This window comes from Haemophilus sp. THUN1692, from assembly GCF_059704395.1.
This window is the reverse complement of the sequence record NZ_AP046579.1, coordinates 1,664,496-1,691,053: the sequence shown is the minus strand read 5'-3', so window position 1 is coordinate 1,691,053 and position 26,558 is coordinate 1,664,496. Positions and strand designations below refer to the sequence as shown.

Sequence of the window (26,558 nt, the reverse complement as noted above, 5' to 3'; positions counted from 1 at the left end):
TTTATGGATCTTTATGCTGTATGGGGGAATCCGATTGCGCAAAGTAAATCCCCGTTGATTCAAAGTAAGTTAGCCGAGCAAATGCATCAAACAATAGAATACATTGCAAAATTAGGTGATCTTGATGCTTTTGAACAACAACTTTTGGCATTTTTTGAGGATGGTGCGAAAGGTTGCAATATTACTTCGCCTTTTAAAGAACGTGCCTATCAGCTGGCAGACGAATATAGCCAACGAGCAAAACTGGCAGAAGCCTGTAATACGCTAAAAAAACTCGATGATGGTAAACTTTATGCAGATAACACTGATGGGATCGGTTTGGTGACGGATTTACAATGTTTGAATTGGCTTCATCCAAATCAGCGCGTATTAATTCTGGGAGCAGGCGGAGCAACAAAAGGCGTATTATTGCCACTTTTACAAGCTCAACAAAATATTCTCCTTGCCAACCGCACTTTCTCGAAAGCCAAAGAATTAGCCGAAAGATTTCAGCCTTACGGCAATATTCAAGCTGCTTCAATGGATGCTATTCCGCTACAAACTTATGATTTGGTGATTAATGCAACTTCTGCTGGATTAAGTGGTGGAATTGCCCCAGTTAATGGTGAAATTTTAAAATTAGGCTCCGCTTTTTACGATATGCAATATGCGAAAGGCGAAGACACGCCATTTATTGCATTATGCAAAAGTTTAGACTTAACCAACGTTAGCGATGGCTTTGGAATGTTGGTCGCGCAAGCTGCACATTCTTTCCATTTATGGCGAGGCGTAATGCCAGATTTTGTGACGGTTTATGAACAGCTTAAAAAGGAGATGTTATGAGTACTCGATGCCCTTGGGTTGGTGAACAACCTATTTATATTGATTATCATGACAAGGAGTGGGGAAAGCCTGAATTCGATAGCCAAAAGCTATTTGAAAAAATTTGTTTGGAAGGGCAGCAAGCGGGGCTTTCGTGGATTACGGTTTTGAAAAAACGTGAATCTTACCGTGTAGCCTTTCATCAATTTAATCCCCAAAAAATCGTAAAAATGACCGAACTTGATATTGATGCTTGTATGCAAAATTCAGGATTAATTCGCCATCGAGCCAAGTTAGAAGCGATTGTCAAAAATGCTAAAGCTTATTTGGCGATGGAAAAGTGCGGTGAAAATTTCAGTGATTTTATTTGGTCATTTGTGAATCATAAAACGATTGTGAATGATGTGCCTGATTTGCGTACTGTACCAGCTAAAACAGAAGCATCTAAAGCTCTTTCTAAAGCCTTAAAAAAACGTGGTTTCGTCTTTGTTGGCGAAACCACATGCTATGCGTTTATGCAGTCTATGGGATTAGTGGACGATCATTTAAATGATTGTCCTTGCAAAACTCGGTAGTGTTTATGCTGATCACGCTCCCATAAATCGGCGTATTTTACAAAGGTTGAATGCGCTGATAACACCGCTAATAAAAATCCTTGTTTACCATCTAAAAAACCCGCTTTTAACAAATACATCTTCACAAAACAACTGAGCGCATGCGTGATTCCTTGCCAAAGTGTGGCTTTTTTTCCTTTTGCTTGGCGTTGGTCTGCCCAGGCTTTTGCATAACCCGCTGATTTCACTAGATAATGATGAATGCTTTTATAAGTGAAATGCTCTAAATCACCTGTCAATTTTTCTACTTTTGTCCCAGCAGGAAATTCCACTTTTTCATGCACAAGTGAGTCGTTATATTGCGCATAATTTGTGCGATAGAGACGAACCACATAATCGGGATACCAGCCTGAATGGCGAATTTCACGCCCAAATACTTCACTCACTCGTGGAATTTCATAAACGGTATTTTCTTGATCATTTTTAACCGCACTTAAGATAGCCTGTTGTAGCTTGGGTGTAATGCGTTCGTCTGCATCTAACCAGAGTACATAATCACTGGTTACATATTGTTGGGCTAATTGGCGTTGTTTACCAAAGCCCGACCAGTCGCTATTTTCATAGAATTTCGCCTCATAACTAAGCGCAATTTCTTTGGTGTTATCTGTGCTGCCGGAGTCTAGAATGATAATCTCATTCACCCAATCTTTCACGGTATCTAAGCAATTCGCTAGGTCTTGTGCTTCATTTTTTACAATCATCGCTACGCTAATTGTAGGCATATTTTCAATCCTTTTTTTGCTATACTAGCCGAAATTTTTTCAAGTATAACCGAATTTCATTTATGTGGCGTTTTTTTTATACGAGCTTGATGTATCTGATTCAACCGTTGGTGCTGCTCTTTATGTGGCTACGTGGATTTAAGGCACCGAATTACCGAAAAAGGCTTGGTGAGCGTTATGGTTTGTATGCTTCACTGACACCGCCTAAGGCTGGTGGTATCGTTATTCATGCGGCATCAGTGGGCGAGGTTATTGCTGCTACACCACTCGTGCAAAAACTCCAAAAAAATTACCCACACTTACCTATTACTTTCACTACGGTCACTCCTACGGGTTCTGATCGTGTCAAAGCGGCTTTTGGCGATAGTGTTTTCCATTGTTATTTGCCTTACGATATACCTTACGCCATTAATCGTTTTATCGACTTTGTTCAGCCAAAACTTTGTATTGTGATTGAAACCGAACTTTGGCCAAATTTAATCCAACAATTTTCTCGCCGTGATATTCCTTTTGTGGTGGCAAATGCACGCTTGTCTGCCCGTTCTGCTCGTCGTTATGGAAAAATTAAACCGCGTTTGCAAAATATGTTTTCACAAATTGATTTAATTGCACCTCAAGACAAAATTAGTAGCAATCGTTATTTGGATTTAGGTTATCGCAAAGATAAATTGAAGGTGACGGGCAATATTAAATATGATCTTGCCATCACGGATGAGTTACGCGAAAAGATTGATGCTTTACGAACACTTTGGGTAAAAAATCGTCCGATTTGGATTGCTGCGAGTACCCATGAAGGCGAAGAGCAAATTATCTTACAAGCACATCGCCAATTATTGGAAAAATACCCAAATTTATTGTTATTGCTCGTTCCTCGACATCCAGAGCGTTTTAATGTCGTGGCTGATTTACTTAAAAAGGAAAAATTCCAATTTATTTGCCGTTCTACAAATGAGTTACCAAATGAGAATACTCAAGTGATTTTGGGCGATAGCATGGGTGAACTGATGTTGATGTATGGCGTTTCTGATATTGCTTTTGTGGGTGGAAGCCTTGTGAAACACGGTGGGCATAATCCTTTAGAACCTCTTGCATTCAAAATGCCAGTGATTACCGGCAAGCATACTTTCAATTTCCCTGAGATATTTCGAATGCTGGTGGAAGTGCAAGGTGTGCTGGAAGTTAATTCCACAGCAGATGCCTTAGAGCGCGCGGTAGAAGCCTTATTAAATTCAAAAGAGGCGAGCGAGCGTTTAGGCAATGCTGGCTATGAAGTGCTGATGGAAAACCGAGGCGCATTACAGCGTTTGTTAGATTTATTAAAACCTTATTTGGAGCGCAATGTATGACGAGCGTGATTTATCCCGGTACTTTTGACCCGATTACGAATGGTCATTTAGACATTATTGAAAGAAGTGCGGTGATTTTTCCTCGTGTTTTAGTGGCGGTGGCGAATAGCCCAAGTAAAAAGCCGCTATTTTCGTTGGATGAACGCGTAGAACTTGTGCGTCAATCTGTTGCATATTTATCCAATGTGGAGGTTTTTGGCTTCTCTGATTTGTTGGCTAATGTGATTAAACAGCACAATATTTCTGCCATTATTCGCGGAGTACGCACAACAGCAGATTTTGAATACGAACTTCAATTAGCTGCCCTTAATCGTTTATTCACAAAAGGCGTAGATAGTTTGTTTTTCCCACCAGCAGAAAAATGGGCGTTTGTTTCTTCCACCATTGTGCGTGAAATTTATTTGCATGGCGGTGATGTCGCTGAGCTAGTTCCTGAGCCTGTGTTTAATGCGTTAAAAGCACGATGATAAAAATCTTTATCTTTTTAACCGCACTTATCGCTTTATCTGGTTGTGGTTCCGTGGTTAAACTTATCGATCCAACAGAAAAATATACCGCCTATGCAGGGGCTGCTTATGATCTTGAAATGGCTCAACAATGGGGATTGTCAATCTTAGATTTGCTTCTCTCATTTTTATTAGACACCGTATTACTGCCCTATGCGTGGGCCCAATAATTCTTATGAAACTCAATCCTCAACAACAACAAGCCGTTGAATATGTGACAGGCCCTTGTCTTGTTCTTGCTGGCGCTGGCTCAGGCAAAACTCGCGTAATCATTAATAAAATTGCCCATTTAATTGAAAAGTGCGGTTATTCTCCGAAACAAATTGCAGCTGTTACTTTCACCAACAAAGCCGCACGCGAGATGAAAGAGCGAGTGGCCCATTCCATTGGCAAAGAACAATCCAAAGGCTTGCTTGTTTCCACTTTTCATACGCTCGGTTTTGACATTATTAAGCGTGAATATAAAGCGTTGGGCTTTAAATCAAATATGACCTTGTTTGATGAGCATGATCAATTTGCATTGTTAAAAGAGCTAACCGCTGATGTGTTAAAAGAAGATAAGGATTTATTGCGTGAGCTAATTTCAGCGATTTCTAACTGGAAGAACGATTTGATTTCGCCAAAACAGGCATTTGCGTTGGCGCGTGATGCAAAATATCAAACTTTCGCAAAATGTTATGAGCGTTACGCCACACAAATTCGAGCTTACAACGCCCTTGATTTTGATGATTTGATTATGCTTCCGACATTATTGTTCAAGCAAAATGAAGAAGTGCGGTCAAAATGGCAGGCAAAAATTCGTTATTTGTTGGTGGATGAATATCAAGATACCAACACCAGCCAATATGAGCTGATTAAACTTTTAGTGGGGGATCGTGCTTGTTTCACTGTAGTGGGCGATGATGATCAATCTATTTATTCGTGGCGTGGCGCACGACCAGAAAATATGGTGCGTTTACGCGATGATTTTCCTCGTTTACAAGTGATTAAGCTAGAGCAAAATTACCGTTCAACCCAGCGTATTTTACATTGTGCCAATATCTTGATTGATAACAATGAGCACGTGTTTGATAAGAAACTATTTTCAACCATTGGAAAAGGGGAGAAATTGCTTGTTATCGAAGCAAAAAATGAAGAACACGAAGCAGAGCGGATTGTCGCCGAGTTGATCGCACATCGTTTTAGCCGTAAAACCAAATATAAAGATTATGCGATTTTGTATCGAGGCAATCATCAATCCCGATTACTTGAAAAAGTACTGATGCAAAACCGTATTCCTTACAAAATTTCGGGCGGTACTTCTTTTTTCTCTCGTGCAGAAATCAAAGATATGATGGCGTATTTGCGCTTGGTGGTGAATCAAGATGATGATGCCGCATTTCTGCGTATTGTAAATACACCGAAGCGTGAAATTGGCACCGCGACGTTACAGAAACTTGGTGAGCTGGCTCAAGAAAAACACATCAGTTTGTTTGATGCTATTTTTGAGTTTGAACTTATTCAATGCATCACGCCAAAAGCCTATGATTCATTGCAAAAATTTGGCCGTTGGATTGTAGAGCTTAATGATGAAATTCAATGTTCTGAACCAGAACGTGCAGTACGTTCAATGTTATCCGCAATTCATTATGAAGAATATTTGTACGAATACGCGACAAGCCCTAAAGCGGCAGAAATGCAAAGTAAGAATGTCGCCACGCTATTTGATTGGGTTGCGGATATGTTAAAAGGCGATGAAACCAATGAACCGATGAACCTTAATCAAGTAGTAACCCGCCTAACATTACGTGATATGTTGGAGCGAGGCGAAGACGATGATGAGAGCGATCAAGTTCAACTGATGACATTGCACGCATCTAAAGGATTGGAATTTCCTTATGTTTATTTGATTGGTATGGAAGAAGGCATTTTGCCCCATCAAACCAGCATTGATGAAGATAACGTGGAAGAAGAACGCCGCTTGGCCTATGTGGGGATCACAAGAGCGCAAAAAGAGCTCACTTTTTCCTTATGCCGCGAGCGCCGTCAATATGGTGAATTAGTTCGCCCAGAACCCAGCCGATTTTTAGCTGAATTACCCAATGACGATGTGCTATGGGAACGCGATAAACCAAAACTAACCACCGAGCAAAAACAAGAAAAAACACAAAACCAACTTGATCGATTAAGGGCGATTTTGAAAAGTTAATAAAAATCGGCAGGGAAATTCTGCCGATTTTTTTATTTTAAAAGTGCGGTCATTTTTCGTGTAATTTCCACTAATTTTTTACCACATTTTTCAATTCCAACTAATGTAGCCAATGTAGGGTGGGCGTAAGCCCACGCGTATTATTAATAATATTCTTTTTTCGTGGGCTTACGCCCACCCTACGGGCTAATAATCACTCAAGCAAACGTTTACTATTTAATGAATAGGAAATAAATAGAGAAAATTTGAATTAAATGACATTTTTTGTTCAGTCTTATGCTAAAATCCCCCCTCTCTATTTATTTTTGCTTGACAAAGGAAAATTTATTATGAAACTCGAAGCAAGCAAGCAAGCAAGCAAGCAAGCAAGAAAAAGTTTAATTTTTTTCTTGATTACATTTAGTTTGTTTATCCCTCGTTTTAGCTTTGCATATCCTGAATTTTTTGAAAAATATTGGAATGAGCGGGGAATTCAGTATCAGGGGAACGGATTTCACGCAGCTGCACTTTATTCATTAGAAGATATGCTAAATCCAAATTCGGTGGCTTGGCGTCGTATTCCTAAACAAGTTATTGATTATATAGCAAATTCTGACGCCTGTAATTTCTCCCCTTTATCTGATAATCCTAAAGATGGTTGTGAACTATTCGGCATTAATACTTACGAAAGAAAAGGGTACTTTACAGATTTAGAGGAGAATAGATATGGTGCAGAAAAAGAGGGGGATAAATATGATTTTAATGTACCATATGCGAAACATTTTATGAATTCTTTCCGAGAAAACGCTCCTTGCGAAGGGGGGTGTTTACCCGTTTTGTATCAGTCTTACCTTTATGATGCCGATGAAGCTGGCAAAACAAGTCGACCATTAAATGCATTAATCAATAACAGGGTATATGATTTTAATGTACTTGCCATTGACAACTATCGATTTAAGTTTCCAGGTGAAACAAGAGGCTTAACACTTACCGTGAAAAACCAAAGTGAAGTGCGCGGTGCCACCCTTCAGTTATTAAAAATGGTTTTACAAGATTCTCTTTGGGAGCCACGCTTTGACTCTGATGTACATCATTTAGAAACACAAAATGCCAATATTCGCTTTAATAGCACAAACACAAGATTAACCGTGCATGAGAATTACCAGGGAGACGGCTCTCACTTTTTTATTAAATTTGATCCCAAAGAAGCAACTAAACCTGTTTTAACTTTTGATAAAAATGTGACAGGAACGTCTAACATTGTTTTTGAAAAGCCAATAGACGATTTAAAAAGTCTAGATGGACATCAAATTATCAAAGTAAATGGCACAGCCGATAAACACGCATTCCGTCTTTCTGGCAAACATCAAAAGGGAATTTATACGCTCTCTTTACAACAACGCCAAGATGGCTTTTTTACCAAAGTACAAGAACGCGATGATATTGCGATTTATGCACAACAGGCTCAGGCGGCGAATACCCTATTCAACCTACGTTTGAATGATAAATATAGCAATATTTTTGACCGCACTTTACCTCGTAAAGGCTTGTGGTTGCGTGTGATTGACGGACATTTAAGCCAATGGGTACAAGGTAAAACGGCACCTGTAGAAGGCAATCGTAAAGGCATACAACTTGGTGGCGATGTGTTCTCCTTACAGAATCAAGACTATCAACTTTCCTTTGGCTTAATGGGTGGGCAAGCAGAACAACGTAGCACTTTCTGTAACCCAGATACAGACAATGTTACAACAGGAAGTATGAAAGGTTATAGCACCGGAATTTATGCAACATGGCATCAATTACGTGATAAACAAACTGGTGCATATATTGATAACTGGATGCAGTATCAACGTTTCCGCTATAACGTCAATAGTGAAGATGGGGTAGAACGCTTTACTTCAAAAGGTATCACCGCCTCAATTGAAACAGGTTACAATGCTTTATTAGCAGAACACTTAACGGGGAATGGGACTCAAATTCGTTTTTACCTACAACCACAGGCACAACTGACATATTTGGGTGTAAATGGTGGCTTAACCGATAGTGGTAATAGTAAAGTGAATTTACTTGGCTCTCGCCAATTACAAACTCGAGTTGGCGCACAAGCTAAAGCGCAATTTTCTTTTACTAATGGTGTCATTTTCCAACCATTTGTTGCCGTCAATTCAATTTATCAACAAAAGACTTTCGGCGTGGAAATAGACGGTGAACGTCGAGTGATAGACAATAAAGCGGCAATTGAAAGTCAATTAGGTGTAGCAGTGAAAATTAAATCTCACTTAACTTTACAAGCCTCATTCAACCGCCAAACAAGCAAACATCATCAGGCTAAACAAGGCGTGCTGAATTTACAGTGGACGTTTTAAGTTTAGTGGTAACAAAATAAAATCGGCAGGAAAATTCTCTGCCGATTTTTTATTTAGCTTATAACCGTTAATTTAACAACTTCCCCATAAATCATATTCATCAGAATTTGTGATGGTTACTTTAATCACGTCGCCGACTTTTACATTGATTCCGCTTAAATTATCGACATAAACTAACCCATCAACTTCAGGGGCATCTGCTTTAGAGCGTCCAATAATGCCTTCTTCGTCAATTTCATCCACTAATACATCAAGGGTTTTGCCGATTTTTTGTTTTAAACGATTTGCAGAAATTTCTTGTTGTAATTGCATGAAACGATGGAAACGTTCTTCTTTCACATCTTCTGGTACTTGGTCAGCCATCTCTGTTGCAGGTGCGCCTTCAACGGGGCTGAATTTGAAACAGCCTACGCGATCAAGTTGGACTTCTTTTAAGAAATCGAGCAATAATTGGAAATCTTCTTCTGTTTCACCTGGGAAACCTACAATAAAGGTGGAGCGCAATGTTAAATCTGGACAAATTTCACGCCATTGTTTAATGCGTTCTAAAGTGCGGTCAATACTGCCAGGTCTTTTCATTGCTTTTAAGATTTTTGGGCTGGCGTGTTGTAATGGAATGTCTAAATACGGCAAGAGCGTGCCGTCCGCCATTAACGGAATTAAATCATCCACATGCGGATAGGGATACACATAATGTAAGCGAACCCAAATGCCAAGTTTGCCAAGCTGTTTACAAAGCGTCATTAAATCATTTTTAATTGGCATGCCATTCCAGAAAGCCGTTTTTACACCGCCCTCTTGGCGTTTTAAGTCCATAGAATAAGCGGAAGTGTCTTGTGATACCACAAGCAATTCTTTTACGCCTGCTTCGGCTAAACGTTTTGCTTCGTCCAAAACTTGCGTAATAGAACGGCTTTCCAAATCACCACGCATAGATGGAATAATGCAGAATGTACAACGGTGATCACAGCCTTCAGAGATTTTCAAATAGGCATAATGTTTTGGTGTGAGTTTTACGCCTTGTTTTGGTACTAAGCTGGTGTAAGGGCTATGTGTCGGTTTTGGCACGTATTTGTGAACTTGAGCCATCACTGTTTCATAACTATGTGGGCCGCTGACTTCCAAAACTTTAGGATGCACTTCACGAATTTGGTCTTCTTTTGCCCCCAAACAGCCAGTTACAATGACGCGTCCATTTTCTTCTAATGCTTCGCCAATCGCTTCGAGTGATTCCTGCACGGCACTATCAATAAAGCCACAAGTGTTCACAATCACTAAATCGACATTTTCATAGCTTGGCACAATGTTGTAACCATTGGTGCGTAGTTCCGTTAAGATTCGTTCAGAATCTACTAAGTTTTTTGGGCAACCAAGGCTTACAAAGCCAATGCTTGGGGTTGAATTTTGCATAAAAATAACCGTTCTTTCGCTCTATAAAATTTCAAACGCAAGATTCTACTCAATTTTCGCAAGAAAGGCGATAAATTAAAGGCTTGGAAGGGTAAAGATTTTAAGCTAAGTGATGTAGAATAGACGACTATGTCGGACTCATTTTTATTATTATGGAAAATTCATCTTTACTTTTAACCGCACTTTTCGATCCTTATCACTTAATTATTTTTAGCAAAATGCTCTTGGCGATGGTGCTCGGTAGTGTTATCGGCTTAGAGCGTGAGCTTAAGCGCAAACCTGTGGGCGTAAAAACTTGTGCCATTATTGCCGTCACCACTTGTGTGCTAACGATTGTTTCGATTCAAGCTGCAGAGCATTATGCGCAAGTTTCAGAAAATATTCGTACGGATCCGATGCGTCTTGCGGCTCAAGTGATTAGTGGCATCGGTTTTTTAGGTGCAGGTGTGATTTTGCATAAGAAAAATGATGCGATTTCAGGTTTAACCACGGCGGCGATTATTTGGGCTTCTGCGGGGATCGGTATTGCTGCTGGTGCGGGCTTCGTGTTTGATGCGGTCATCGCCACTGTGATGATTTTGGTGTCTATTCGATTAAGTCCGTTGGTTCAACGTTGGGTACATCGTAAATCACAACCTCGTCGAACAAAATTCAATATTCTTGTCAATGGTGCGGAAAGCATTGGAAAAGTCACCCAATTGTTAGTAAACAATCAGTATCGTATTGAACATATACAGGTGAAAGATCAAAGTAGTGGTGAAGTGCGGTTACAAATTCGCTGTTTTTCCATTGATTCCACAATGTTGAAAGATGCGTATTCATTGTTGAAAGCGGAAGAAGGTGTGATAAGTGTTGAAGTAGATAACTAGAAAAAGAGCGGTCAAGTTAAATTTTCTTTTAAATTGACCGCTCTTTTTTATTTCTTATTTAATTTCTTTCGCAAAATGTAAATTTCCATGAAAAATACTTGATTTTGCTAACGCTATCTTGTAATTAATAATTCTATTCAAACACAACAAACTAAGGAAACAACAATGAAAAATGTAGGCTTTATCGGCTGGCGCGGAATGGTGGGTTCCGTATTAATGGATCGTATGTCGCAGGAAAATGATTTTGCGAATCTTAATCCCGTATTTTTTACAACTTCACAAGCAGGTCAAAAAGCACCTGTATTTGGTGGCAAGGATGCAGGCGAACTTAAAAATGCATTCGATATTGAAGAACTCAAAAAATTAGACATTATCGTGACTTGCCAAGGTGGCGATTACACCAATGAAGTTTATCCAAAATTAAAAGCAACAGGTTGGGATGGTTATTGGGTTGATGCTGCTTCTGCACTACGCATGAAAGATGATGCAATTATTGTGCTTGATCCAGTAAACCAACACGTGATTTCTGAAGGCTTGAAAAAAGGCATTAAAACTTTCGTAGGTGGTAACTGTACGGTAAGCTTAATGCTTATGGCTATCGGTGGTTTATTTGAAAAAGATTTGGTGGAGTGGGTATCTGTCGCAACTTATCAAGCAGCTTCAGGTGCGGGCGCAAAAAATATGCGTGAATTACTTTCACAAATGGGTTTATTAGAACAAGCGGTTTCAAGTGAATTAAAAGACCCTGCTTCATCTATTTTAGATATTGAACGTAAAGTGACTGCAGAAATGCGTTCTGATAGTTTCCCAACCGATAACTTCGGCGCAGCATTAGGTGGTAGTTTAATCCCTTGGATTGATAAACTTCTTCCAGAAACTGGACAAACTAAAGAAGAATGGAAAGGCTATGCAGAAACCAATAAAATCTTAGGTTTAAGCGACAATCCAATTCCTGTGGATGGTTTATGCGTACGTATCGGTGCATTACGTTGCCACAGCCAAGCGTTCACCATTAAATTGAAAAAAGATTTGCCATTAGAAGAAATTGAACAAATTATTGCATCACATAATGAATGGGTGAAAGTGATTCCAAACGACAAAGAAACTACATTGCGTGAATTAACGCCGGCCAAAGTAACAGGTACATTAAGCGTACCGGTTGGTCGTTTACGTAAATTGGCAATGGGTCCTGAATATTTGGCTGCCTTTACTGTGGGTGACCAATTATTATGGGGAGCGGCAGAGCCAGTTCGCCGTATCTTAAAACAATTGGTGGCATAATCGGCAGAGTGCGTGAGGTAAAATCTCACGCACTTTTTCTTTCTTTTGCATGCGTTGATGTATCCTATCTAAAAACTTATGAATCGAGAATCCAACTTTACTCAATTTGCCTTTACCGAACTATTACCTTTTTTTAATCAATTTCTAACGCAATATTTCACTGGCAAAAATAATGTTCAAATCGCTTATCGTCATTTAGTCCACGCTAAAAGTGCGGATAGAAAATTGATGATTTTAGTGAATGGTCGTGCTGAAAATATGTTGAAATGGTCAGAGCCAGCTTATGATTTTTATCATCAAGGTTATGATGTGTTGCTATTTGATCACCGGGGTCAAGGATATTCAACCCACTTGCTGAAGGATTCTGAAAAAGGGCATTTAGATGAATTTCGTTTCTATGTCGATGACATGGCGAAAATCATCGAAAAAGTGACCGCACTTTTCAGCTATTCAATGCAGCATTTGCTTGCTCATTCGATGGGCGCATTGATTGCAACCTATTATTTGGCGAATTGTGATCATCGCATTAATAAAGCAGTGCTTTCTTCACCTTTTTACGGTATTCCTTTAAAACACCCTATTAGAGATGAACTGATTATTGCCCTGATGAATATGTTAGGGCAAGGCGAGCGTTATGTTTTTGGTAAAGGGCCTTATCAACAAGCCTATTTAGAATACAATGAACTAAGTTTCTGTAAAACCAGAATGAAATGGATGAATCGTGTAAATCGTAAGAATCCAGCAATTTATCTTGGCGGACCAACGTTCCGTTGGGTACATTTGTGTTTGAATGCAATTAAACGCTTGCCGAAAGTTATTCCTAAGATTGAAATTCCAATCCTAATTTTACAAGCCGACAAAGAAAAAATAGTAGATAACAAAAATCTTGAAAAATTAACCGCACTTTTTCCGAATGCTCAATGTAAAGTTGTATTGAACGCGAAACATGAGGTGTTATTTGAAAAAGATAATGTTCGAAGAAATGTACTTAAAAGTGTTAATCATTTTCTAAATGTTCAAAGTTGATATTAAGCATTATCTATTGATTTATATAATGTTTTTCTGATGGGTATAACATTTTCCCTTGAGAAATATCAAGGTTTTTTATTTACAAAACTTCTACAATCAACCCTAACCCTAAGTAGTTAGGGTTGTTTTTTTATTATTATTTGATTGGAGTGACTATGTCAAAAATGAAAAAAATAGTAACCGCACTTTGTTTAGTCGGTGTCGGTGCAACGGCATTATTGGGTTCCCAGTGGATAATGCACAAAACGAGTACACCAGAGTTTTGTGCTAATTGTCATTCAATGAGTTATCCACAACAGGAGTGGGAAGGCTCTAGCCATTTTGCTAATGCAAAAGGGGTTAGAGCACAATGTTCAGATTGTCATATTCCAAAAGAAGGCTGGCATTATGTGAAAGCTAAGTTCATGGCATTGAAAGATTTGTGGTATGAGGCTCAAGGAAAAATCGATAATAAAGAAAAATATGAAGCACATAGAGCGGAACTTGCTCAAATCGTATGGGATGAAATGAAGGCTAACGATTCTGAAACTTGTCGTTCTTGCCATAGTTTTGATGCAATGGAACTTTCAAAACAAACTAAGTTAGCTAAGCAAACTCATACGGAGGCGCAAACAAACGGTCAAACCTGTATTGATTGTCATAAGGGCATTGTTCACTTCCTTCCTGAAGTGCATGGCGATCAAAATGTACAAAAATCCTCTGAAGCAAAAGGTGGATCTATCTCTGATGGTTCAGCGATTTTTGCTACTGAAATGGTAAAAGCGACCAATGCTAAAGGAAATGAGGTTCGCCTCATGCCTTATGCAGAATTAATGCAATGGAAAGTGAATGGTGATCAAGTTCAAGGCACCTTACATGGTTGGCAACAAGTAGGAGCTGAAGCGGTTGTTTATCAAGAATTAGGCAAACGTATCACGCTTGCTTTAATGGACGAAGATGCACGTAATCATGTTCAAGTATTAAAAACAGTTCATGATGCAGTAACAGATTCTGATTGGAAAAAAATCAGTGTTGCGGTGAATGTAGCTAAAGAAAAAATGACATCAGATTTAACCGCACTTAATCAATACGGTAATCAGTTAAACCAAACTCAATGTAGTGGTTGTCATGCTGCAATTAGCACTGATCATTACACCGCTAACCAATGGATTGGCGTGGTGAATTCCATGAAAGACCGTACATCAATGAATAAAGATGAAGTACGAGCGTTAACTATTTATTTGCAACGCAATGCCAAAGATATGGCAAAAAAATAATTACTGAGTATCTAAAACGAGGCTGAAATGAAAAAGAATAACGTAAACGAACAACGTCGTGATTTTCTGAAAAAAACATCTTTAGGTGTGGCTGGTAGTGCCCTTTCCAGTGGCGTGGTGGGCATCGTATCAAAAAGTGCGGTAGCAAAAGAAGCTGAAATGAAAACGGTAGTGACTGCCGCTCACTGGGGATCTCTTGGGGTTGTTGTACAAGATGGTAAGGTCGTGAAATCTGGTCCTGCTATTGAGCCTGCAGTGCCGAACGAATTGCAAACAGTTGTTGCCGATCAATTGTATAGCGAAGCTCGCGTGAAATATCCAATGGTGCGCAAAGGTTTTTTAGCTAATCCGGGAAAAAGTGATACTACAATGCGTGGTCGTGATGAATGGGTGCGCGTTTCTTGGGATGAAGCGTTAGATTTAGTACACAATCAACTTAAACGTGTACGTGACGAACATGGACCAACAGGTATTTTTGCTGGTTCTTATGGTTGGTTTAGTTGTGGTTCATTGCATGCTTCTCGTACGTTATTACAGCGCTATATGAATGCTACCGGTGGTTTTGTAGGACATAAAGGGGACTACTCTACGGGTGCTGCGCAAGTAATCATGCCGCATGTGCTTGGTACTATTGAAGTCTATGAACAACAAACTAGCTGGGAATCAGTGTTAGAAAACAGCGATATTATTGTGCTTTGGTCTGCAAATCCACTCACAACCATGCGTATTGCTTGGATGTCCACTGACCAAAAAGGGATTGAATATTTCAAGAAATTCCAAGCGAGTGGTAAACGTATTATTTGTATCGACCCACAAAAAAGTGAAACTTGCCAAATGTTGAATGCAGAATGGATTCCGGTGAATACCGCAACGGATGTACCATTAATGCTTGGTATTGCGCATACGTTAGTTGAACAATGTAAGCACGATAAAGATTTCTTGAAAAAATATACGTCGGGTTACGCTAAGTTTGAGGAATATTTATTGGGTAAAACAGATGGCCAACCAAAAACAGCGGAATGGGCGGCTAAAATTTGTGGTGTGCCAGCAGAAACCATTAAACAACTTGCAGCTGATTTCTCCAGTAAACGTACCATGTTAATGGGTGGCTGGGGGATGCAACGTCAACGCCATGGTGAACAAACCCATTGGATGTTAGTAACCCTTGCATCTATGTTAGGACAAATTGGGTTACCGGGTGGCGGTTTTGGCTTGAGTTATCATTATTCAAATGGTGGGGTACCAACGGCGACAGGTGGTATTATTGGCTCAATTACAGCAAGCCCATCAGGCAAAGCAGGTGCAAAAACATGGTTAGATGATACGTCTAAATCTGCTTTCCCATTGGCGCGTATTTCAGATGTGTTGCTCAATCCTGGCAAAAAAATTCATTATAACGGTACTGAAATTACTTACCCTGATATCAAAGCAGTATATTGGGCTGGCGGTAACCCATTTGTTCACCATCAAGATACCAATACCTTAGTGAAAGCTTTCCAGAAACCTGATGTGGTGATTGTCAATGAGGTGAACTGGACGCCAACTGCACGCATAGCAGATATTGTGTTACCAGCTACGACGAGTTATGAACGTAATGACTTAACCATGGCTGGCGACTACTCCATGATGAGTGTTTATCCAATGAAACAAGTGGTTCCCCCACAATTTGAAGCGAAAAATGACTACGATATTTTCGTTGAGCTTGCTAAACGTGCCGGTGTGGAAGAACAATACACAGAAGGTAAAACTGAAATGGAGTGGTTGGAAGAATTCTATAATGCAGCCTTTAGTGCCGCACGTGCAAACCGTGTAGCAATGCCACGTTTTGACAAATTCTGGGCAGAAAATAAACCATTAAGTTTTGAGGTGGGTGAAGCTGCGAAGAAATGGGTGCGTTATGGTGAATTCCGTGAAGATCCATTGCTTAATCCTCTCGGCACACCGTCAGGTAAAATTGAAATTTTCTCTGATATTGTTGAGAAAATGAATTATAACGATTGTAAAGGTCATCCTAGTTGGATGGAGCCTGAAGAGTTTGCGGGTAATGTGACGGAAGAATATCCATTAGCTTTAGTGACACCACATCCTTATTATCGCTTACATAGCCAATTAGCGCATACTTCATTACGTCAAAAATACGCAGTAAATGATCGTGAACCAGTGATGATTCATCCTGAAGATGCGGTCACACGTGGAATTAAAGAAGGTGATATTGTTCGCATTCATAGCAAACGTGGACAAGTGCTTGCGGGGGCTGTTGTAACAGAAAATATCATCAAAGGTACTATTGCTCTACATGAGGGCGCATGGTATGACCCACATGAACTTGGTAAAGGTGAAAAACCATTATGTAAAAATGGTTGTGCAAATGTCTTAACTCGAGATGAAGGTACATCTAAATTGGCACAGGGTAATTCTCCAAATACTTGTATCGTTCAGATTGAGAAATTTACAGGTGTAGCACCAGAAGTTACGGTATTTAAACAACCTAAACAGGTGGCGTAAAACTATTAAAAATATAACCGCACTTCAAAAAGTGCGGTTCTTCTTTTAAGAATAGAACGAAGGGGCATTAACAGCACTAAATTCTAAACATGAGGTGTTATTTGAGCAAGATGAATTGAGACGGGAAACAATATCTAAGATTTTAGTATTTTTGAATAATGAGTAGATTTTTATTCAATAATATATTTAATGTGTAGATAAAATATTCAAACAGGTATGTTTTTCAAAAAATGGTTTGACATATTTTCTAAAAAACGTATTATACCGCTCACACCGATTGTGGTGAGATGGCCGAGCAGGCTGAAGGCGCTCCCCTGCTAAGGGAGTATGGGGTTAAAAAGCTCCATCGAGGGTTCGAATCCCTCTCTCACCGCCATTGTTTGTTTTATTTATTCTGCACCCGTAGCTCAGCTGGATAGAGTACTCGGCTACGAACCGAGCGGTCAGAGGTTCGAATCCTCTCGGGTGCGCCATTTTAAAGCGACTCTATCTTATTAAAGTGGTTATGAATAATTAAAGCATCATCTACGCACCCGTAGCTCAGCTGGATAGAGTACTCGGCTACGAACCGAGCGGTCAAAGGTTCGAATCCTTTCGGGTGCGCCATTTCATTTTATTCAAGTCTATAGATTTCCACTTACTTTCTAATGATCACAGTATTTGTTATATTGTAATTATCTTTTATTTGTAAAATTTTTAAATTATGACAAGACAATCTTTGCCTCGTGGCTTTAGTTTATTTTCTTGGGGATTAGCTGTTTTTTGTGCCCCTGTATTGTTATGTCCAATGGCTCTGTTGCTTTCAACTACATTTGATAAAAATCCTAGCTTGGAAACTTGGCAAGTTAATTTATTTTCAATATTTTTTTGGATTTATCCTATTATTCTTGCGGTAGTAGCTCGAATTTTATATCGTCTACATCAGAAAAAACCAAAATTGGCTTTTAAATTATTGGTATTAAGTGCGGTCATTTTTTATATAGCTTTAATTACGATTTGTAAAATCGGTTTATAAAAAAATCCTACGATAAAACGTAGGATTTTTTTATGTTATTATAGCCAGCCAAAAGTCTGGCTATAAAAACCATATGCTATGCGTATGGAGCCAAATAGCTTAAGCGATGAACAGAAAAAATCCTCGCTATATAATGAACAAGGCTGACAACCAAAATTCAACATATAGGAGGATTATCATGGTAAGTAAAACCAGTGACGATTCAAGTCTATCACACACAAAATGGAACTGTAAGTATCACATTGTATTTATCCCGAAGTATAGAAGAAAAGCAATTTATGGAAAGTTAAGAGCAGATATAGGTCAAATATTGAGGCAGTTATGTGACTATAAAAATGTGGAGATAATAGAAGCGCATGCAATGCCAGACCATATCCATATGCTCTTAAAAATCCCAGCTAAAATATCAGTATCAGGTTTTATGGGCTATCTGAAGGGGAAGTCAGCGCTGATGATTTTTGAAAGACACGCGAACTTAAAATATAGATATGGAAATAGGCATTTCTGGGCGAAAGGATTTTTTGTAAGCACAGTAGGGTTAAATACAAAAGTGGTAGAGGATTATATAAGAAACCAAGAAAAAGAAGATATGGTTCAAGATAATTTATCAACGAAAGAACATGTTGACCCCTTTAAGGGGTAATCAAGGAAATAATTAGACGCGGTTGTCAGTTCTCACAAGCCCCTTGAGGGGCTTGTGAAGTATAGGCCCTTATAGGGGAGCCTAAAAACCGCACGTTTTACGTGCGGATTGTTATTTTATTTTTTCTTTGTTGGTCGTTGCCAATCTTGAATATGGCGTTGAGGAATTCGTGTAATCACTAATTCATTTTCACCTACATCGCGTGTAATTGTTGTTCCGGCACCAATAGTTGCGCCATTTGCGACTTTCACTGGCGCGACTAATTGTGTATCAGATCCAACAAACACATCGTCACCGATGATCGTTTTAAATTTATTTGCACCATCGTAATTACAGGTGATGACACCCGCACCAATATTACAATTTGAGCCGATTTCTGAATCGCCAACATAGGTTAGGTGATTTACTTTAGAACCTTTACCAACGGTAGATTTTTTAATTTCTACAAAGTTACCGACATGCGTTTCAGCTGCGAGTTCTGCACCTGGGCGTAAACGAGAAAATGGACCAATTGCGGCTTTTTCTCCCACTACAGAATCCTCTAGCACAGAATAGGGTTTTATTTCTACATCATTGCCAATAACAACATTTTTTAATACGCAACCTGCGCCAATTTTTACGCGATCGCCGAGTTTAACACTACCTTCGATAATAACATTAACGTCGATTTCTACATCTTTTCCATGCTCTAATGTTCCACGTAGGCCAAAGAGAGCGGGATCGTAGATCATTACGCCTTCAAGTAATAGTTTGGAGGCTTGTTTATTTTGGAAATAACGTTCAAGTGCGGCTAATTGTAAGCGATTATTTGCACCTTCAACTTCCATGACATCTGTTGCTTGTACCGCAACAACTTGGCAATTATCTTGGTTTGCAAGAGTAATAAGATCCGTTAAGTAATATTCGCCTTGAGCATTATTATTGCCTACACGAGCTAGCCATTTTTTGAAACTTGCACCATCGGATACCATAACGCCAGTATTTACTTCTTTAATATTTAGTTGATCAGCATTTGCATCTTTTTGTTCTACAATTGCTACAACATTCCCATTTTGACGGATAATTCGTCCATAGCCTGTTGGGTTATCTAAATTTACGGTAAGCAATGCAATGCCATTTTCTGGTTTCGCTTCAATTAATTTTTCTAATGTTTCTTTAGTTATTAATGGTGCATCGCCGTAAAGTACAACAATATTTTCGTTATCTTTAAAGAAAGGTGCCGCTTGTTGAACTGCATGTGCTGTGCCAAGTTGTTCTGTTTGTAATACCCAATTTACTTGTTCATTTGCAAGATGGGTACGCATTAAGTCTCCACCATGGCCATAGATTAAATAAATATTTTCTGCGCCTAATTGATGCGCAGTATCAATTACATGTTTTACCATTGGTTTACCAGCTATTGTATGTAGTACTTTTGGTAAATCGGAATACATGCGCGTTCCTTTTCCGGCTGCTAAAATTACCGCACTTAATGCTTTTGTAGTCATAGATTTTCTCTTTATTTATCAATAATAGGGGATATTCTATCGTAGAAAGGAGAAGATGATAAGTTTTTAAATTAAGGAAGTTACGGCTTTTTAGATAGGAAAAAACCGATGGTTTCCCATCGGTTTTCTGAATTTTAAAGTGGTTAAAATAGAAATTATTTAACTTCTACTTGTGCACCAGCTTCTTCTAATTCTTTCTTAAGTGCTTCAGCTTCTTCTTTAGAAACACCTTCTTTTAATGCTGCTGGAGCAGATTCAACTAAATCTTTAGCTTCTTTTAAGCCTAAACCAGTTGCACCACGTACTGCTTTGATTACTGCTACTTTGTTAGCACCAGCTGCTGCAAGAATTACGTCGAATTCAGTTTTTTCTTCTGCTGCCGCTGCGCCGCCTGCTGCTGGAGCTGCTGCTACTGCTGCCGCTGCTGAAACACCAAATTTTTCTTCCATCGCTGCGATTAATTCAACGATTTCAGTTACAGTTTTTGAAGCAATCGCTTCAATGATTTGTTCGTTAGTTAATGACATAACAATCAATTCCTAAAATAAATAAAGTTAGATGAAGTAAGAAACGCTTAATGATTAAGCTGCTTCTTGTAATTTGTCGCGTAATGCCGCGAAGGTGCGAGCAAGTTTGCCTGCTGCAGCTTCTTTCATTGTGCTCATTAAACGTGCAATCGCTTCTTCGTAAGTTGGTAATGTTGCCAAGAATTCAACATCTTGGATTTTACCTTCAAAGGCTGCACCTTTAATTTCAAACTTATCGTTTGCTTTAGCAAACTCTTTGAACAAACGAGCAGCTGCGCCCGGGTGTTCGTTAGAGAACGCGATAAGTGTTGGACCTACAAACGTATCTTTTAAGCATTCGTAATCTGTGCCCTCAACTGCGCGACGTAATAAAGTATTACGCACTACACGCATTGTAACGCCAGCTTCACGTGCTGATTTACGTAATTCAGTCATTTTCTCAACAGTTACACCGCGAGAATCCGCGATTACTGCTGAAAGTGCACCTTTGGCTGCTTTATTTACTTCAGCAACAATTGCTTGTTTGTCTTGAAGATTTAATGCCATTGGCTTTTAGCTCCTGAATACACTCCGATTACTCGGAATTAATTTACCTAATCCTAAGACTAGGATGACTTCGGCGCCCAGAAGCAAGAAAAATTCTTATTCTGTTCACCATCTACGTAGGATAATTAAGATTACTCCCCTACGGTCTTGGATGGGGCTTGAATAGGTCAAGCACCAACCAGAAATTTGTTAGATTGACTAACACAGGCGCAAGATTATAGAGAAAAGCTATGTTCTTGTAAAGAATATTGTTGTAAAAAGAGCCAAATTCCTATGATAGTTTCTCTACTAATTCCACTGCAGCCCCAATATAAGTAGTGGGTGTTAATTTTTGTAAACGTAATTTTTCTTCTTGTGGAATATCTAAGTTATCAATAAATTCACGCATAGCCTGTTCTGTCACTCGTTTACCTCGCGTTAATTCTTTTAATTTTTCGTAAGGTTTTTCTATTCCGTAGCGACGCATTACGGTTTGAATTGGTTCAGCCAAAACTTCCCAATTTTGATTGAGTTCTTCTAATAAGTGCGGTTGATTTACTTCAAGTTTACTAATGCCTTTGCGTGTTGAAGCATAAGCGATCAAACAATAACCTAATCCTACGCCTAAATTACGTAATACGGTTGAATCCGTTAAGTCACGCTGCCAGCGAGAAATTGGTAACTTTTGACCTAAATGGGTCATCACTGCATTCGCTAACCCTAGATTGCCCTCTGAGTTTTCAAAATCAATTGGATTGACTTTGTGTGGCATGGTAGAAGAACCGATTTCGCCTGCAATAGTCCGTTGTTTAAAGTGATTTAATGCAATGTATCCCCATAAATCCCGATCAAAATCAATGATAATGGTATTAACGCGTACTACAGCATCAAAAAATTCAGCGATGTAATCGTGCGGCTCAATTTGCGTGGTATAAGGATTCCATTGAATACCTAATGAAGTGACAAATTCTTCGCTGAATTTATGCCAATCGATATTAGGATATGCCGATAAATGCGCATTGTAGTTACCTACCGCGCCATTGATTTTACCTAAGATTTCTGCATTCTGAAGTTGTTTAAATTGACGTTTTAGGCGGTAAACGACATTCGCCATTTCTTTTCCCACTGTGCTTGGTGAAGCTGGTTGGCCATGTGTGCGAGAAAGTAATGGAATCGTTTTATATTCTTCTGCAAGACGAGTGATTTCATCAATCAGTTTTTTCCATTCTGGTAAAATCACTTCGTCACGAGCGGTGCTTAACATTAATGCATAAGAGAGGTTGTTAATATCTTCTGAGGTGCAAGCGAAGTGAATAAATTCGGATACTTTCACTAGTTCCACTTCATTTTGAATTTTATCTTTCAGAAAATACTCAACGGCTTTTACATCGTGATTAGTTGTGCGTTCAATTTCTTTAATACGCGCAGCATCTGTCTCATTGAAATTAGCCACAATTCCATCTAAAAAAGCATTTGCTTGCGTAGAAAATGGCGGTACTTCAGTAATGTCTGCCGTTGAAGCTAATTTTTGTAACCAACGAACTTCCACAGCTACACGGAATTTCATTAACCCGAATTCGCTAAAAATAGAGCGTAATGGAGTTACTTTATCTTGATAACGACCATCAAGAGGGGAAAGTGCGGTCAGTGTAGAGAGTTGCATAAATGTTTGCTCCAGAATTGTATTAATAAATAGAAGAATAAATCTGTTTTGCGGTGGCAAGTAATTTTCTGCGGAAAAATAAAATTTGCCATTTCGTTCCGCCCATTTGTTTCCACAGCACGGCAGAGCGAATGCCTGCAAGTAAAACTGCACGAATTTTATTTTGTACGAGTTCTTGTCGCAAATAATCAGGCGAGCCTAGGATGTGAATTTTTTTGCCCAATGGACTAATAACGTCGCTGTAAATATTTGCCATAATAGATAGCATTGTTTCACTATCGCGAGCGTAATGAATTTCTTGTTCTTTTAGGCGAGAAATTCGATTGCCCAATGCTTGTTTGGCATCGGGATTTTTCGATAATTTTCCTTCTAATGCTAAAAGGCTTAGCCAATAGCGAGTTAAATTTTGATCGCCTTGCGCGTTGAGCTGATGAATTAAGGTTTCTAGACCTAATTTTAAATGACGAACTTCGCCACCAAAAACATCTTCGATTCGTTGTGGTTGGGTAATGAAAAGACTATTAAGTGCGGTTAAAAATGTATCTGAATCTGCTCGACTTTCTGTTGCAAGTTGATGAACCAATTTTGCTGATTGGCACACTCCAGCAAGGGCAAGAACAATATCGTGGTAGTTTTTCATTCGAAATATTAGGAAAACGTTTTCGTTAAATATAGCATTTTTAACCTAGCTTTTGAACTCGAACATTAAAAAAGCCTAGAGTTTCTGATATGATGTGCGAACAGTTTTAAGGTATTAAGGATTGATTATGGCAAAACCAATTGTTTTTAGTGGCGTGCAGCCTTCTGGTGAATTAACTATCGGAAATTATTTGGGCGCGTTGCGCAACTGGGTGAAAATGCAAGAGGATTATGAATGTATTTTCTGCGTAGTTGATTTACATGCGATCACTGTGCGTCAAGATCCTGTTGCCCTTCGCAAAGCAACGCTTGATGTGCTTGCACTTTATTTGGCGTGCGGAATTGATCCAAATAAAAGTACTATTTTTGTTCAATCTCATGTTCCAGAACACACGCAATTAAGCTGGGTGTTAAACTGCTACACCTATTTCGGTGAAATGAGCCGAATGACCCAATTCAAAGATAAATCAGCGTGTTATGCAGAAAATATTAACGTGGGTTTGTTTGATTATCCAGTGTTAATGGCGGCGGATATTTTACTTTATCAAGCAAAAAGCGTGCCTGTTGGCGATGACCAAAAGCAACACTTAGAAATTACGCGTGATATTGCAAACCGCTTTAATGCAATTTATGGCAATATTTTCACCATTCCTGAAATTTTCATTGGAAAAGCTGGTGCGCGTATTATGTCATTGCAAGATCCTGAAAAGAAAATGTCAAAATCAGATGATAACCGCAACAATGTAGTGACACTTTTGGAAGATCCAAAATCTGTGGCGAAGAAAATTAAACGTGCCGTAACAGATTCAGATGAGCCACCTGTTGTTCGTTATGATGTGCAAAATAAAGCGGGTGTATCCAATCTTTTAGATATTCTTTCTGCGGTTACGGATAAACCTATTGCTGAGCTTGAAAAAGAATTTGAAGGTAAAATGTACGGACATTTAAAAACAGCAGTGGCGGATGAAGTATCAACTTTACTTGCTGGTTTACAAGAACGTTTCCATCAATATCGTAATGATGAAGCTTTATTAGATAATATCTTACGACAAGGTGCGGAAAAAGCGCGTGCAAAAGCACAAGAAACCTTGGCGAAAGTGTATGAAGCAGTAGGTTTTGTCGCTGCAAAATAATCTGAATAAAAGGGATAATATTATGACAATTCAAACTGAAAAACCGATTGAATGTGTAGGTTGTAACACATTTGATATGAAATCACTTTTCGATAATCGTGATTGTAGTCAGGTTATTGAATATATTTATGACAGTAAAGAACAAGCGCAAGAAGCGCTCGCGTTTTTTACTCTGAAAGCGCGTGATGTAGAAAGTGAACCTTGTGAAATTCAATCTGAAATTACAAAAGTGGATGATGGCTATTTATTAAAGGCAGATTTCACTTTCTGTTGCCAAGCTGAATTGGTGATTTTTCAAATGCGTATTGCGTAAGAAAAATCGCTGAAAAATAAGCCGCACTTTTGCGGCTTATTTTGCCCCTATCCCAAACTTTATATAAGCATTCATTTCTGATTAATGATAACCGCTTAATCAATTATTAATAATCTTACCTTTTTATGAATATAAAAAGGTCTGCACCTTAATCAGCTGGTTGTTTAACCCAACTTTTTAAGTTGCAGACCAATTTTAAACCAATACAACCTTTCTAAGATTAATCGTCTTTGTCGGATGAAAAACCACGATCTATTTCTTCACGCTCTTCTTCAGTTGCATCATCATAAAGATCATATAATCTTTCATTCTCATCTTTATCGTAATCATACATATAAAACTCCTTACTTTATTAAGTTAGTTTCCCTTGCTAATTGTCTAGAATTTAATTCAAACGTGTCATTGATTTTTTGACGTTCAACTTGAATATTTAACCATTGAATTTCTTGATGATGTAGCATTTTCATAAAATCTAACTTCTTAGATAAAAATTCTAATTTATCTTTAATTTCAGAAGAATTAGTAATTAAGTTATCTAACTGATTTAGGAAATTTATTTCTTCATCTCGTAATTCAAACATAGTTATTCTCTACTTTTTCAGCAAGGCACTTCACTTCCTATGTCAATAGGAAGTGAAAGAAGTATACTTCTTTGAAAATTTAGTGATATTTTGATAAGTAGAAAAGGATATAAAATATCAGTGTATTTTTTATACTTAGACGGTTTTCTGTTGTTTTCGATTGAACAATTATTATATCTCGACAAAATGCAAGGCGGTTTCAACTACTTCAACTCCCGCACCTTGTTTAAACGCATTTTCGCTTAAATAGCGTCGCCATTGACGGGCACCTTTGCAATTTTGGAATGCGCCTAACATATGACGGACGATATGATTAAGGTGTATGCCTTGGCTAAGTTGTTGTTCAATATAAGGAAGCATTGACTGTACTGCTTCATGAGCGGTAACAATTGGTGCGTTAGGATCAAATAAGGCTTGGTCAATTTGCCCAAGTAAACTTGGATTTTGATAGGCCTCTCGCCCAACCATCACGCCGTCTACATATTGCAAATGTTGCTTCATTTCTTCAATGGTTTTTATGCCACCATTAATTGCGATAGTTAGATGGGGAAAATCACGTTTTAGTTGATAAACCCGAGCGTAATCTAATGGCGGAATTTCTCGATTTTCTTTAGGGCTTAACCCTGAAAGCCATGCTTTTCGTGCGTGGATAATAAACTCTTGACAACCTTTTCCTTGAACCTTTTCAATAAAATCACATAAAAATTCATAGCTGTCCAATTCATCAATGCCAATACGCGTTTTCACAGTGACGGGAATTTTGACCGCACTTTGCATTTGTTCCACACAGTCTGCCACCAAATTTGCTTTCGCCATTAAGCAAGCGCCAAACATTCCATTTTGTACGCGATCAGAAGGGCATCCTACATTAAGATTAATTTCGTGATAGCCTCGTTCCTCAGCAAGTTTTGCGCAATATTTGAGTTGTTCAGGATCGCTTCCTCCTAGCTGTAACGCAACGGGATTTTCTTGTAAATCAAAATCCAAGTGATCGTATTTGGCATGGATAATCGCAGGCGCAGTGACCATTTCAGTGTAAAGTAACGCATGCTTTGAAAATTGGCGATGAAAATAACGACAATGGAGTGTTGTCCAATCTAACATTGGCGCAACAGAAAAACGGCCGCGGTAAAAGTACGGTAGATTTTGAGGCATTT

At 38.8% G+C, this 26,558-nt stretch carries 25 protein-coding genes and 3 tRNA genes; 19 read left to right on the top strand and 9 right to left on the bottom strand.

Annotated features, from left to right (window positions below; all coding sequences use genetic code 11):
* Positions 1–3: 3 nt before the first annotated feature.
* Positions 4–822, top strand: a complete 819-nt coding sequence (gene aroE / locus AC6H0A_RS08545) for a shikimate dehydrogenase (protein WP_179230866.1) — start codon at positions 4–6, stop codon at positions 820–822.
* Positions 819–1,376, top strand: coding sequence for a DNA-3-methyladenine glycosylase I (locus tag AC6H0A_RS08540; RefSeq protein WP_179230865.1), 558 nt, complete (start codon positions 819–821; stop codon positions 1,374–1,376). The genes aroE and AC6H0A_RS08540 overlap by 4 nt, the downstream gene beginning before the upstream one ends.
* On the opposite strand, the gene AC6H0A_RS08535 is transcribed toward AC6H0A_RS08540, so the two are convergent.
* On the bottom strand, positions 1,343–2,137 hold the full coding sequence (locus tag AC6H0A_RS08535) for a glycosyltransferase family 2 protein (RefSeq protein WP_005639811.1): 795 nt from the start codon (positions 2,135–2,137) through the stop codon (positions 1,343–1,345). The genes AC6H0A_RS08540 and AC6H0A_RS08535 overlap by 34 nt on opposite strands.
* A gap of 62 nt (positions 2,138–2,199) precedes the next feature.
* Here AC6H0A_RS08535 and waaA point away from each other — a divergent pair, with 62 nt between their 5' ends.
* The 5 genes from waaA to AC6H0A_RS08510 all read left to right on the top strand — a co-directional run bounded on the left by waaA (position 2,200) and on the right by AC6H0A_RS08510 (position 8,525).
* The gene (gene waaA, locus AC6H0A_RS08530; RefSeq protein WP_179230864.1) at positions 2,200–3,483 is read left to right on the top strand and encodes a lipid IV(A) 3-deoxy-D-manno-octulosonic acid transferase; all 1,284 of its coding nucleotides are present in this window, start codon (positions 2,200–2,202) and stop codon (positions 3,481–3,483) included.
* Entirely contained in the window at positions 3,480–3,950 is a 471-nt protein-coding gene (gene coaD, locus AC6H0A_RS08525; protein WP_179230863.1) for a pantetheine-phosphate adenylyltransferase, read from the top strand. Before waaA ends, coaD begins: the two co-directional genes overlap by 4 nt.
* Positions 3,947–4,159: a YceK/YidQ family lipoprotein gene (locus tag AC6H0A_RS08520; RefSeq protein WP_497512623.1), complete on the top strand. Its 213-nt coding sequence runs from the start codon at positions 3,947–3,949 to the stop codon at positions 4,157–4,159. Before coaD ends, AC6H0A_RS08520 begins: the two co-directional genes overlap by 4 nt.
* Before the next feature lie 5 nt (positions 4,160–4,164).
* The gene (gene rep, locus AC6H0A_RS08515) at positions 4,165–6,177 is read left to right on the top strand and encodes a DNA helicase Rep (protein WP_179230861.1); all 2,013 of its coding nucleotides are present in this window, start codon (positions 4,165–4,167) and stop codon (positions 6,175–6,177) included.
* A gap of 329 nt (positions 6,178–6,506) precedes the next feature.
* Positions 6,507–8,525, top strand: a complete 2,019-nt coding sequence (locus tag AC6H0A_RS08510; RefSeq protein ID WP_497512622.1) for an autotransporter outer membrane beta-barrel domain-containing protein — start codon at positions 6,507–6,509, stop codon at positions 8,523–8,525.
* A gap of 72 nt (positions 8,526–8,597) precedes the next feature.
* Here the strand turns inward: AC6H0A_RS08510 and rimO are convergent, their stop codons facing one another.
* The gene (rimO, locus tag AC6H0A_RS08505) at positions 8,598–9,935 is read right to left on the bottom strand and encodes a 30S ribosomal protein S12 methylthiotransferase RimO (protein ID WP_179230860.1); all 1,338 of its coding nucleotides are present in this window, start codon (positions 9,933–9,935) and stop codon (positions 8,598–8,600) included.
* A gap of 152 nt (positions 9,936–10,087) precedes the next feature.
* On the opposite strand from rimO, the gene AC6H0A_RS08500 reads away from it, so the two are divergent.
* From AC6H0A_RS08500 to tnpA, 10 genes are all read left to right on the top strand, one after another.
* Positions 10,088–10,804, top strand: a complete 717-nt coding sequence (locus AC6H0A_RS08500; protein ID WP_179230859.1) for an MgtC/SapB family protein — start codon at positions 10,088–10,090, stop codon at positions 10,802–10,804.
* A gap of 165 nt (positions 10,805–10,969) precedes the next feature.
* On the top strand, positions 10,970–12,085 hold the full coding sequence (gene asd, locus AC6H0A_RS08495; protein WP_106013704.1) for an aspartate-semialdehyde dehydrogenase: 1,116 nt from the start codon (positions 10,970–10,972) through the stop codon (positions 12,083–12,085).
* A 78-nt stretch (positions 12,086–12,163) separates the two neighbouring features.
* Positions 12,164–13,111, top strand: coding sequence for an alpha/beta fold hydrolase (locus tag AC6H0A_RS08490; protein ID WP_179230858.1), 948 nt, complete (start codon positions 12,164–12,166; stop codon positions 13,109–13,111).
* Between the two features lie 158 nt (positions 13,112–13,269).
* Positions 13,270–14,370, top strand: a complete 1,101-nt coding sequence (locus tag AC6H0A_RS08485) for a NapC/NirT family cytochrome c (protein ID WP_179230857.1) — start codon at positions 13,270–13,272, stop codon at positions 14,368–14,370.
* A 27-nt stretch (positions 14,371–14,397) separates the two neighbouring features.
* Entirely contained in the window at positions 14,398–16,875 is a 2,478-nt protein-coding gene (gene torA / locus AC6H0A_RS08480; protein WP_179230856.1) for a trimethylamine-N-oxide reductase TorA, read from the top strand.
* 281 nt (positions 16,876–17,156) lie between these two features.
* A tRNA-Ser gene (locus AC6H0A_RS08475) sits at positions 17,157–17,251 on the top strand.
* Positions 17,252–17,271: 20 nt separating this feature from the next.
* Positions 17,272–17,348 (top strand) — tRNA-Arg (locus AC6H0A_RS08470).
* A gap of 56 nt (positions 17,349–17,404) precedes the next feature.
* A tRNA-Arg gene (locus AC6H0A_RS08465) sits at positions 17,405–17,481 on the top strand.
* Positions 17,482–17,578: 97 nt separating this feature from the next.
* Positions 17,579–17,890 carry a DUF5389 family protein gene (locus tag AC6H0A_RS08460; protein ID WP_005639800.1) on the top strand — a complete coding sequence of 104 codons (312 nt, stop codon included), beginning with the start codon at positions 17,579–17,581 and terminating at the stop codon, positions 17,888–17,890.
* 178 nt (positions 17,891–18,068) lie between these two features.
* On the top strand, positions 18,069–18,533 hold the full coding sequence (gene tnpA, locus AC6H0A_RS08455; protein WP_005639541.1) for an IS200/IS605 family transposase: 465 nt from the start codon (positions 18,069–18,071) through the stop codon (positions 18,531–18,533).
* A 116-nt stretch (positions 18,534–18,649) separates the two neighbouring features.
* Here the strand turns inward: tnpA and glmU are convergent, their stop codons facing one another.
* The 5 genes from glmU to hflD all read right to left on the bottom strand — a co-directional run bounded on the left by glmU (position 18,650) and on the right by hflD (position 23,375).
* Positions 18,650–20,020, bottom strand: a complete 1,371-nt coding sequence (gene glmU, locus AC6H0A_RS08450) for a bifunctional UDP-N-acetylglucosamine diphosphorylase/glucosamine-1-phosphate N-acetyltransferase GlmU (RefSeq protein WP_005643427.1) — start codon at positions 20,018–20,020, stop codon at positions 18,650–18,652.
* A gap of 155 nt (positions 20,021–20,175) precedes the next feature.
* Complete coding sequence (gene rplL / locus AC6H0A_RS08445) at positions 20,176–20,547, bottom strand: 50S ribosomal protein L7/L12 (RefSeq protein ID WP_005626607.1); 372 nt, start codon at positions 20,545–20,547, stop codon at positions 20,176–20,178.
* A 54-nt stretch (positions 20,548–20,601) separates the two neighbouring features.
* Entirely contained in the window at positions 20,602–21,093 is a 492-nt protein-coding gene (rplJ, locus tag AC6H0A_RS08440) for a 50S ribosomal protein L10 (RefSeq protein ID WP_005643424.1), read from the bottom strand.
* A gap of 271 nt (positions 21,094–21,364) precedes the next feature.
* The gene (gene purB / locus AC6H0A_RS08435; protein ID WP_005643422.1) at positions 21,365–22,735 is read right to left on the bottom strand and encodes an adenylosuccinate lyase; all 1,371 of its coding nucleotides are present in this window, start codon (positions 22,733–22,735) and stop codon (positions 21,365–21,367) included.
* A gap of 22 nt (positions 22,736–22,757) precedes the next feature.
* Entirely contained in the window at positions 22,758–23,375 is a 618-nt protein-coding gene (hflD, locus tag AC6H0A_RS08430) for a high frequency lysogenization protein HflD (protein WP_005643420.1), read from the bottom strand.
* A 127-nt stretch (positions 23,376–23,502) separates the two neighbouring features.
* Here hflD and trpS point away from each other — a divergent pair, with 127 nt between their 5' ends.
* Positions 23,503–24,507 carry a tryptophan--tRNA ligase gene (gene trpS / locus AC6H0A_RS08425; RefSeq protein WP_005643418.1) on the top strand — a complete coding sequence of 335 codons (1,005 nt, stop codon included), beginning with the start codon at positions 23,503–23,505 and terminating at the stop codon, positions 24,505–24,507.
* Positions 24,508–24,529: 22 nt separating this feature from the next.
* Positions 24,530–24,820: a YfcZ/YiiS family protein gene (locus AC6H0A_RS08420; RefSeq protein ID WP_005643416.1), complete on the top strand. Its 291-nt coding sequence runs from the start codon at positions 24,530–24,532 to the stop codon at positions 24,818–24,820.
* A 344-nt stretch (positions 24,821–25,164) separates the two neighbouring features.
* On the opposite strand, the gene AC6H0A_RS08415 is transcribed toward AC6H0A_RS08420, so the two are convergent.
* Both AC6H0A_RS08415 and dusA read right to left on the bottom strand, forming a co-directional pair.
* Positions 25,165–25,401 carry a hypothetical protein gene (locus tag AC6H0A_RS08415; protein WP_044233290.1) on the bottom strand — a complete coding sequence of 79 codons (237 nt, stop codon included), beginning with the start codon at positions 25,399–25,401 and terminating at the stop codon, positions 25,165–25,167.
* A 171-nt stretch (positions 25,402–25,572) separates the two neighbouring features.
* Complete coding sequence (gene dusA / locus AC6H0A_RS08410; protein WP_179231031.1) at positions 25,573–26,556, bottom strand: tRNA dihydrouridine(20/20a) synthase DusA; 984 nt, start codon at positions 26,554–26,556, stop codon at positions 25,573–25,575.
* Between the last annotated feature and the right edge of the window lie 2 nt (positions 26,557–26,558).

What these genes read in the sequence shown, in the direction of transcription:
- asd (WP_106013704.1), top strand. Translation starts at nt 10,970, where the DNA reads ATGAAAAATGTAGGCTTTATCGGCTGGCGCGGAATGGTGGGTTCCGTA.
- aroE (WP_179230866.1), top strand. Translation starts at nt 4, where the DNA reads ATGGATCTTTATGCTGTATGGGGGAATCCGATTGCGCAAAGTAAATCC.
- AC6H0A_RS08420 (WP_005643416.1), top strand. Translation starts at nt 24,530, where the DNA reads ATGACAATTCAAACTGAAAAACCGATTGAATGTGTAGGTTGTAACACA.
- AC6H0A_RS08485 (WP_179230857.1), top strand. Translation starts at nt 13,270, where the DNA reads ATGTCAAAAATGAAAAAAATAGTAACCGCACTTTGTTTAGTCGGTGTC.
- coaD (WP_179230863.1), top strand. Translation starts at nt 3,480, where the DNA reads ATGACGAGCGTGATTTATCCCGGTACTTTTGACCCGATTACGAATGGT.
- AC6H0A_RS08500 (WP_179230859.1), top strand. Translation starts at nt 10,088, where the DNA reads ATGGAAAATTCATCTTTACTTTTAACCGCACTTTTCGATCCTTATCAC.
- purB (WP_005643422.1), bottom strand. Translation starts at nt 22,735, where the DNA reads ATGCAACTCTCTACACTGACCGCACTTTCCCCTCTTGATGGTCGTTAT.
- AC6H0A_RS08490 (WP_179230858.1), top strand. Translation starts at nt 12,164, where the DNA reads ATGAATCGAGAATCCAACTTTACTCAATTTGCCTTTACCGAACTATTA.
- AC6H0A_RS08540 (WP_179230865.1), top strand. Translation starts at nt 819, where the DNA reads ATGAGTACTCGATGCCCTTGGGTTGGTGAACAACCTATTTATATTGAT.
- rimO (WP_179230860.1), bottom strand. Translation starts at nt 9,935, where the DNA reads ATGCAAAATTCAACCCCAAGCATTGGCTTTGTAAGCCTTGGTTGCCCA.
- rplJ (WP_005643424.1), bottom strand. Translation starts at nt 21,093, where the DNA reads ATGGCATTAAATCTTCAAGACAAACAAGCAATTGTTGCTGAAGTAAAT.
- AC6H0A_RS08510 (WP_497512622.1), top strand. Translation starts at nt 6,507, where the DNA reads ATGAAACTCGAAGCAAGCAAGCAAGCAAGCAAGCAAGCAAGAAAAAGT.
- glmU (WP_005643427.1), bottom strand. Translation starts at nt 20,020, where the DNA reads ATGACTACAAAAGCATTAAGTGCGGTAATTTTAGCAGCCGGAAAAGGA.
- hflD (WP_005643420.1), bottom strand. Translation starts at nt 23,375, where the DNA reads ATGAAAAACTACCACGATATTGTTCTTGCCCTTGCTGGAGTGTGCCAA.
- rep (WP_179230861.1), top strand. Translation starts at nt 4,165, where the DNA reads ATGAAACTCAATCCTCAACAACAACAAGCCGTTGAATATGTGACAGGC.
- torA (WP_179230856.1), top strand. Translation starts at nt 14,398, where the DNA reads ATGAAAAAGAATAACGTAAACGAACAACGTCGTGATTTTCTGAAAAAA.
- AC6H0A_RS08460 (WP_005639800.1), top strand. Translation starts at nt 17,579, where the DNA reads ATGACAAGACAATCTTTGCCTCGTGGCTTTAGTTTATTTTCTTGGGGA.
- AC6H0A_RS08415 (WP_044233290.1), bottom strand. Translation starts at nt 25,401, where the DNA reads ATGTTTGAATTACGAGATGAAGAAATAAATTTCCTAAATCAGTTAGAT.
- dusA (WP_179231031.1), bottom strand. Translation starts at nt 26,556, where the DNA reads ATGCCTCAAAATCTACCGTACTTTTACCGCGGCCGTTTTTCTGTTGCG.
- AC6H0A_RS08520 (WP_497512623.1), top strand. Translation starts at nt 3,947, where the DNA reads ATGATAAAAATCTTTATCTTTTTAACCGCACTTATCGCTTTATCTGGT.
- waaA (WP_179230864.1), top strand. Translation starts at nt 2,200, where the DNA reads ATGTGGCGTTTTTTTTATACGAGCTTGATGTATCTGATTCAACCGTTG.
- rplL (WP_005626607.1), bottom strand. Translation starts at nt 20,547, where the DNA reads ATGTCATTAACTAACGAACAAATCATTGAAGCGATTGCTTCAAAAACT.
- tnpA (WP_005639541.1), top strand. Translation starts at nt 18,069, where the DNA reads ATGGTAAGTAAAACCAGTGACGATTCAAGTCTATCACACACAAAATGG.
- trpS (WP_005643418.1), top strand. Translation starts at nt 23,503, where the DNA reads ATGGCAAAACCAATTGTTTTTAGTGGCGTGCAGCCTTCTGGTGAATTA.
- AC6H0A_RS08535 (WP_005639811.1), bottom strand. Translation starts at nt 2,137, where the DNA reads ATGCCTACAATTAGCGTAGCGATGATTGTAAAAAATGAAGCACAAGAC.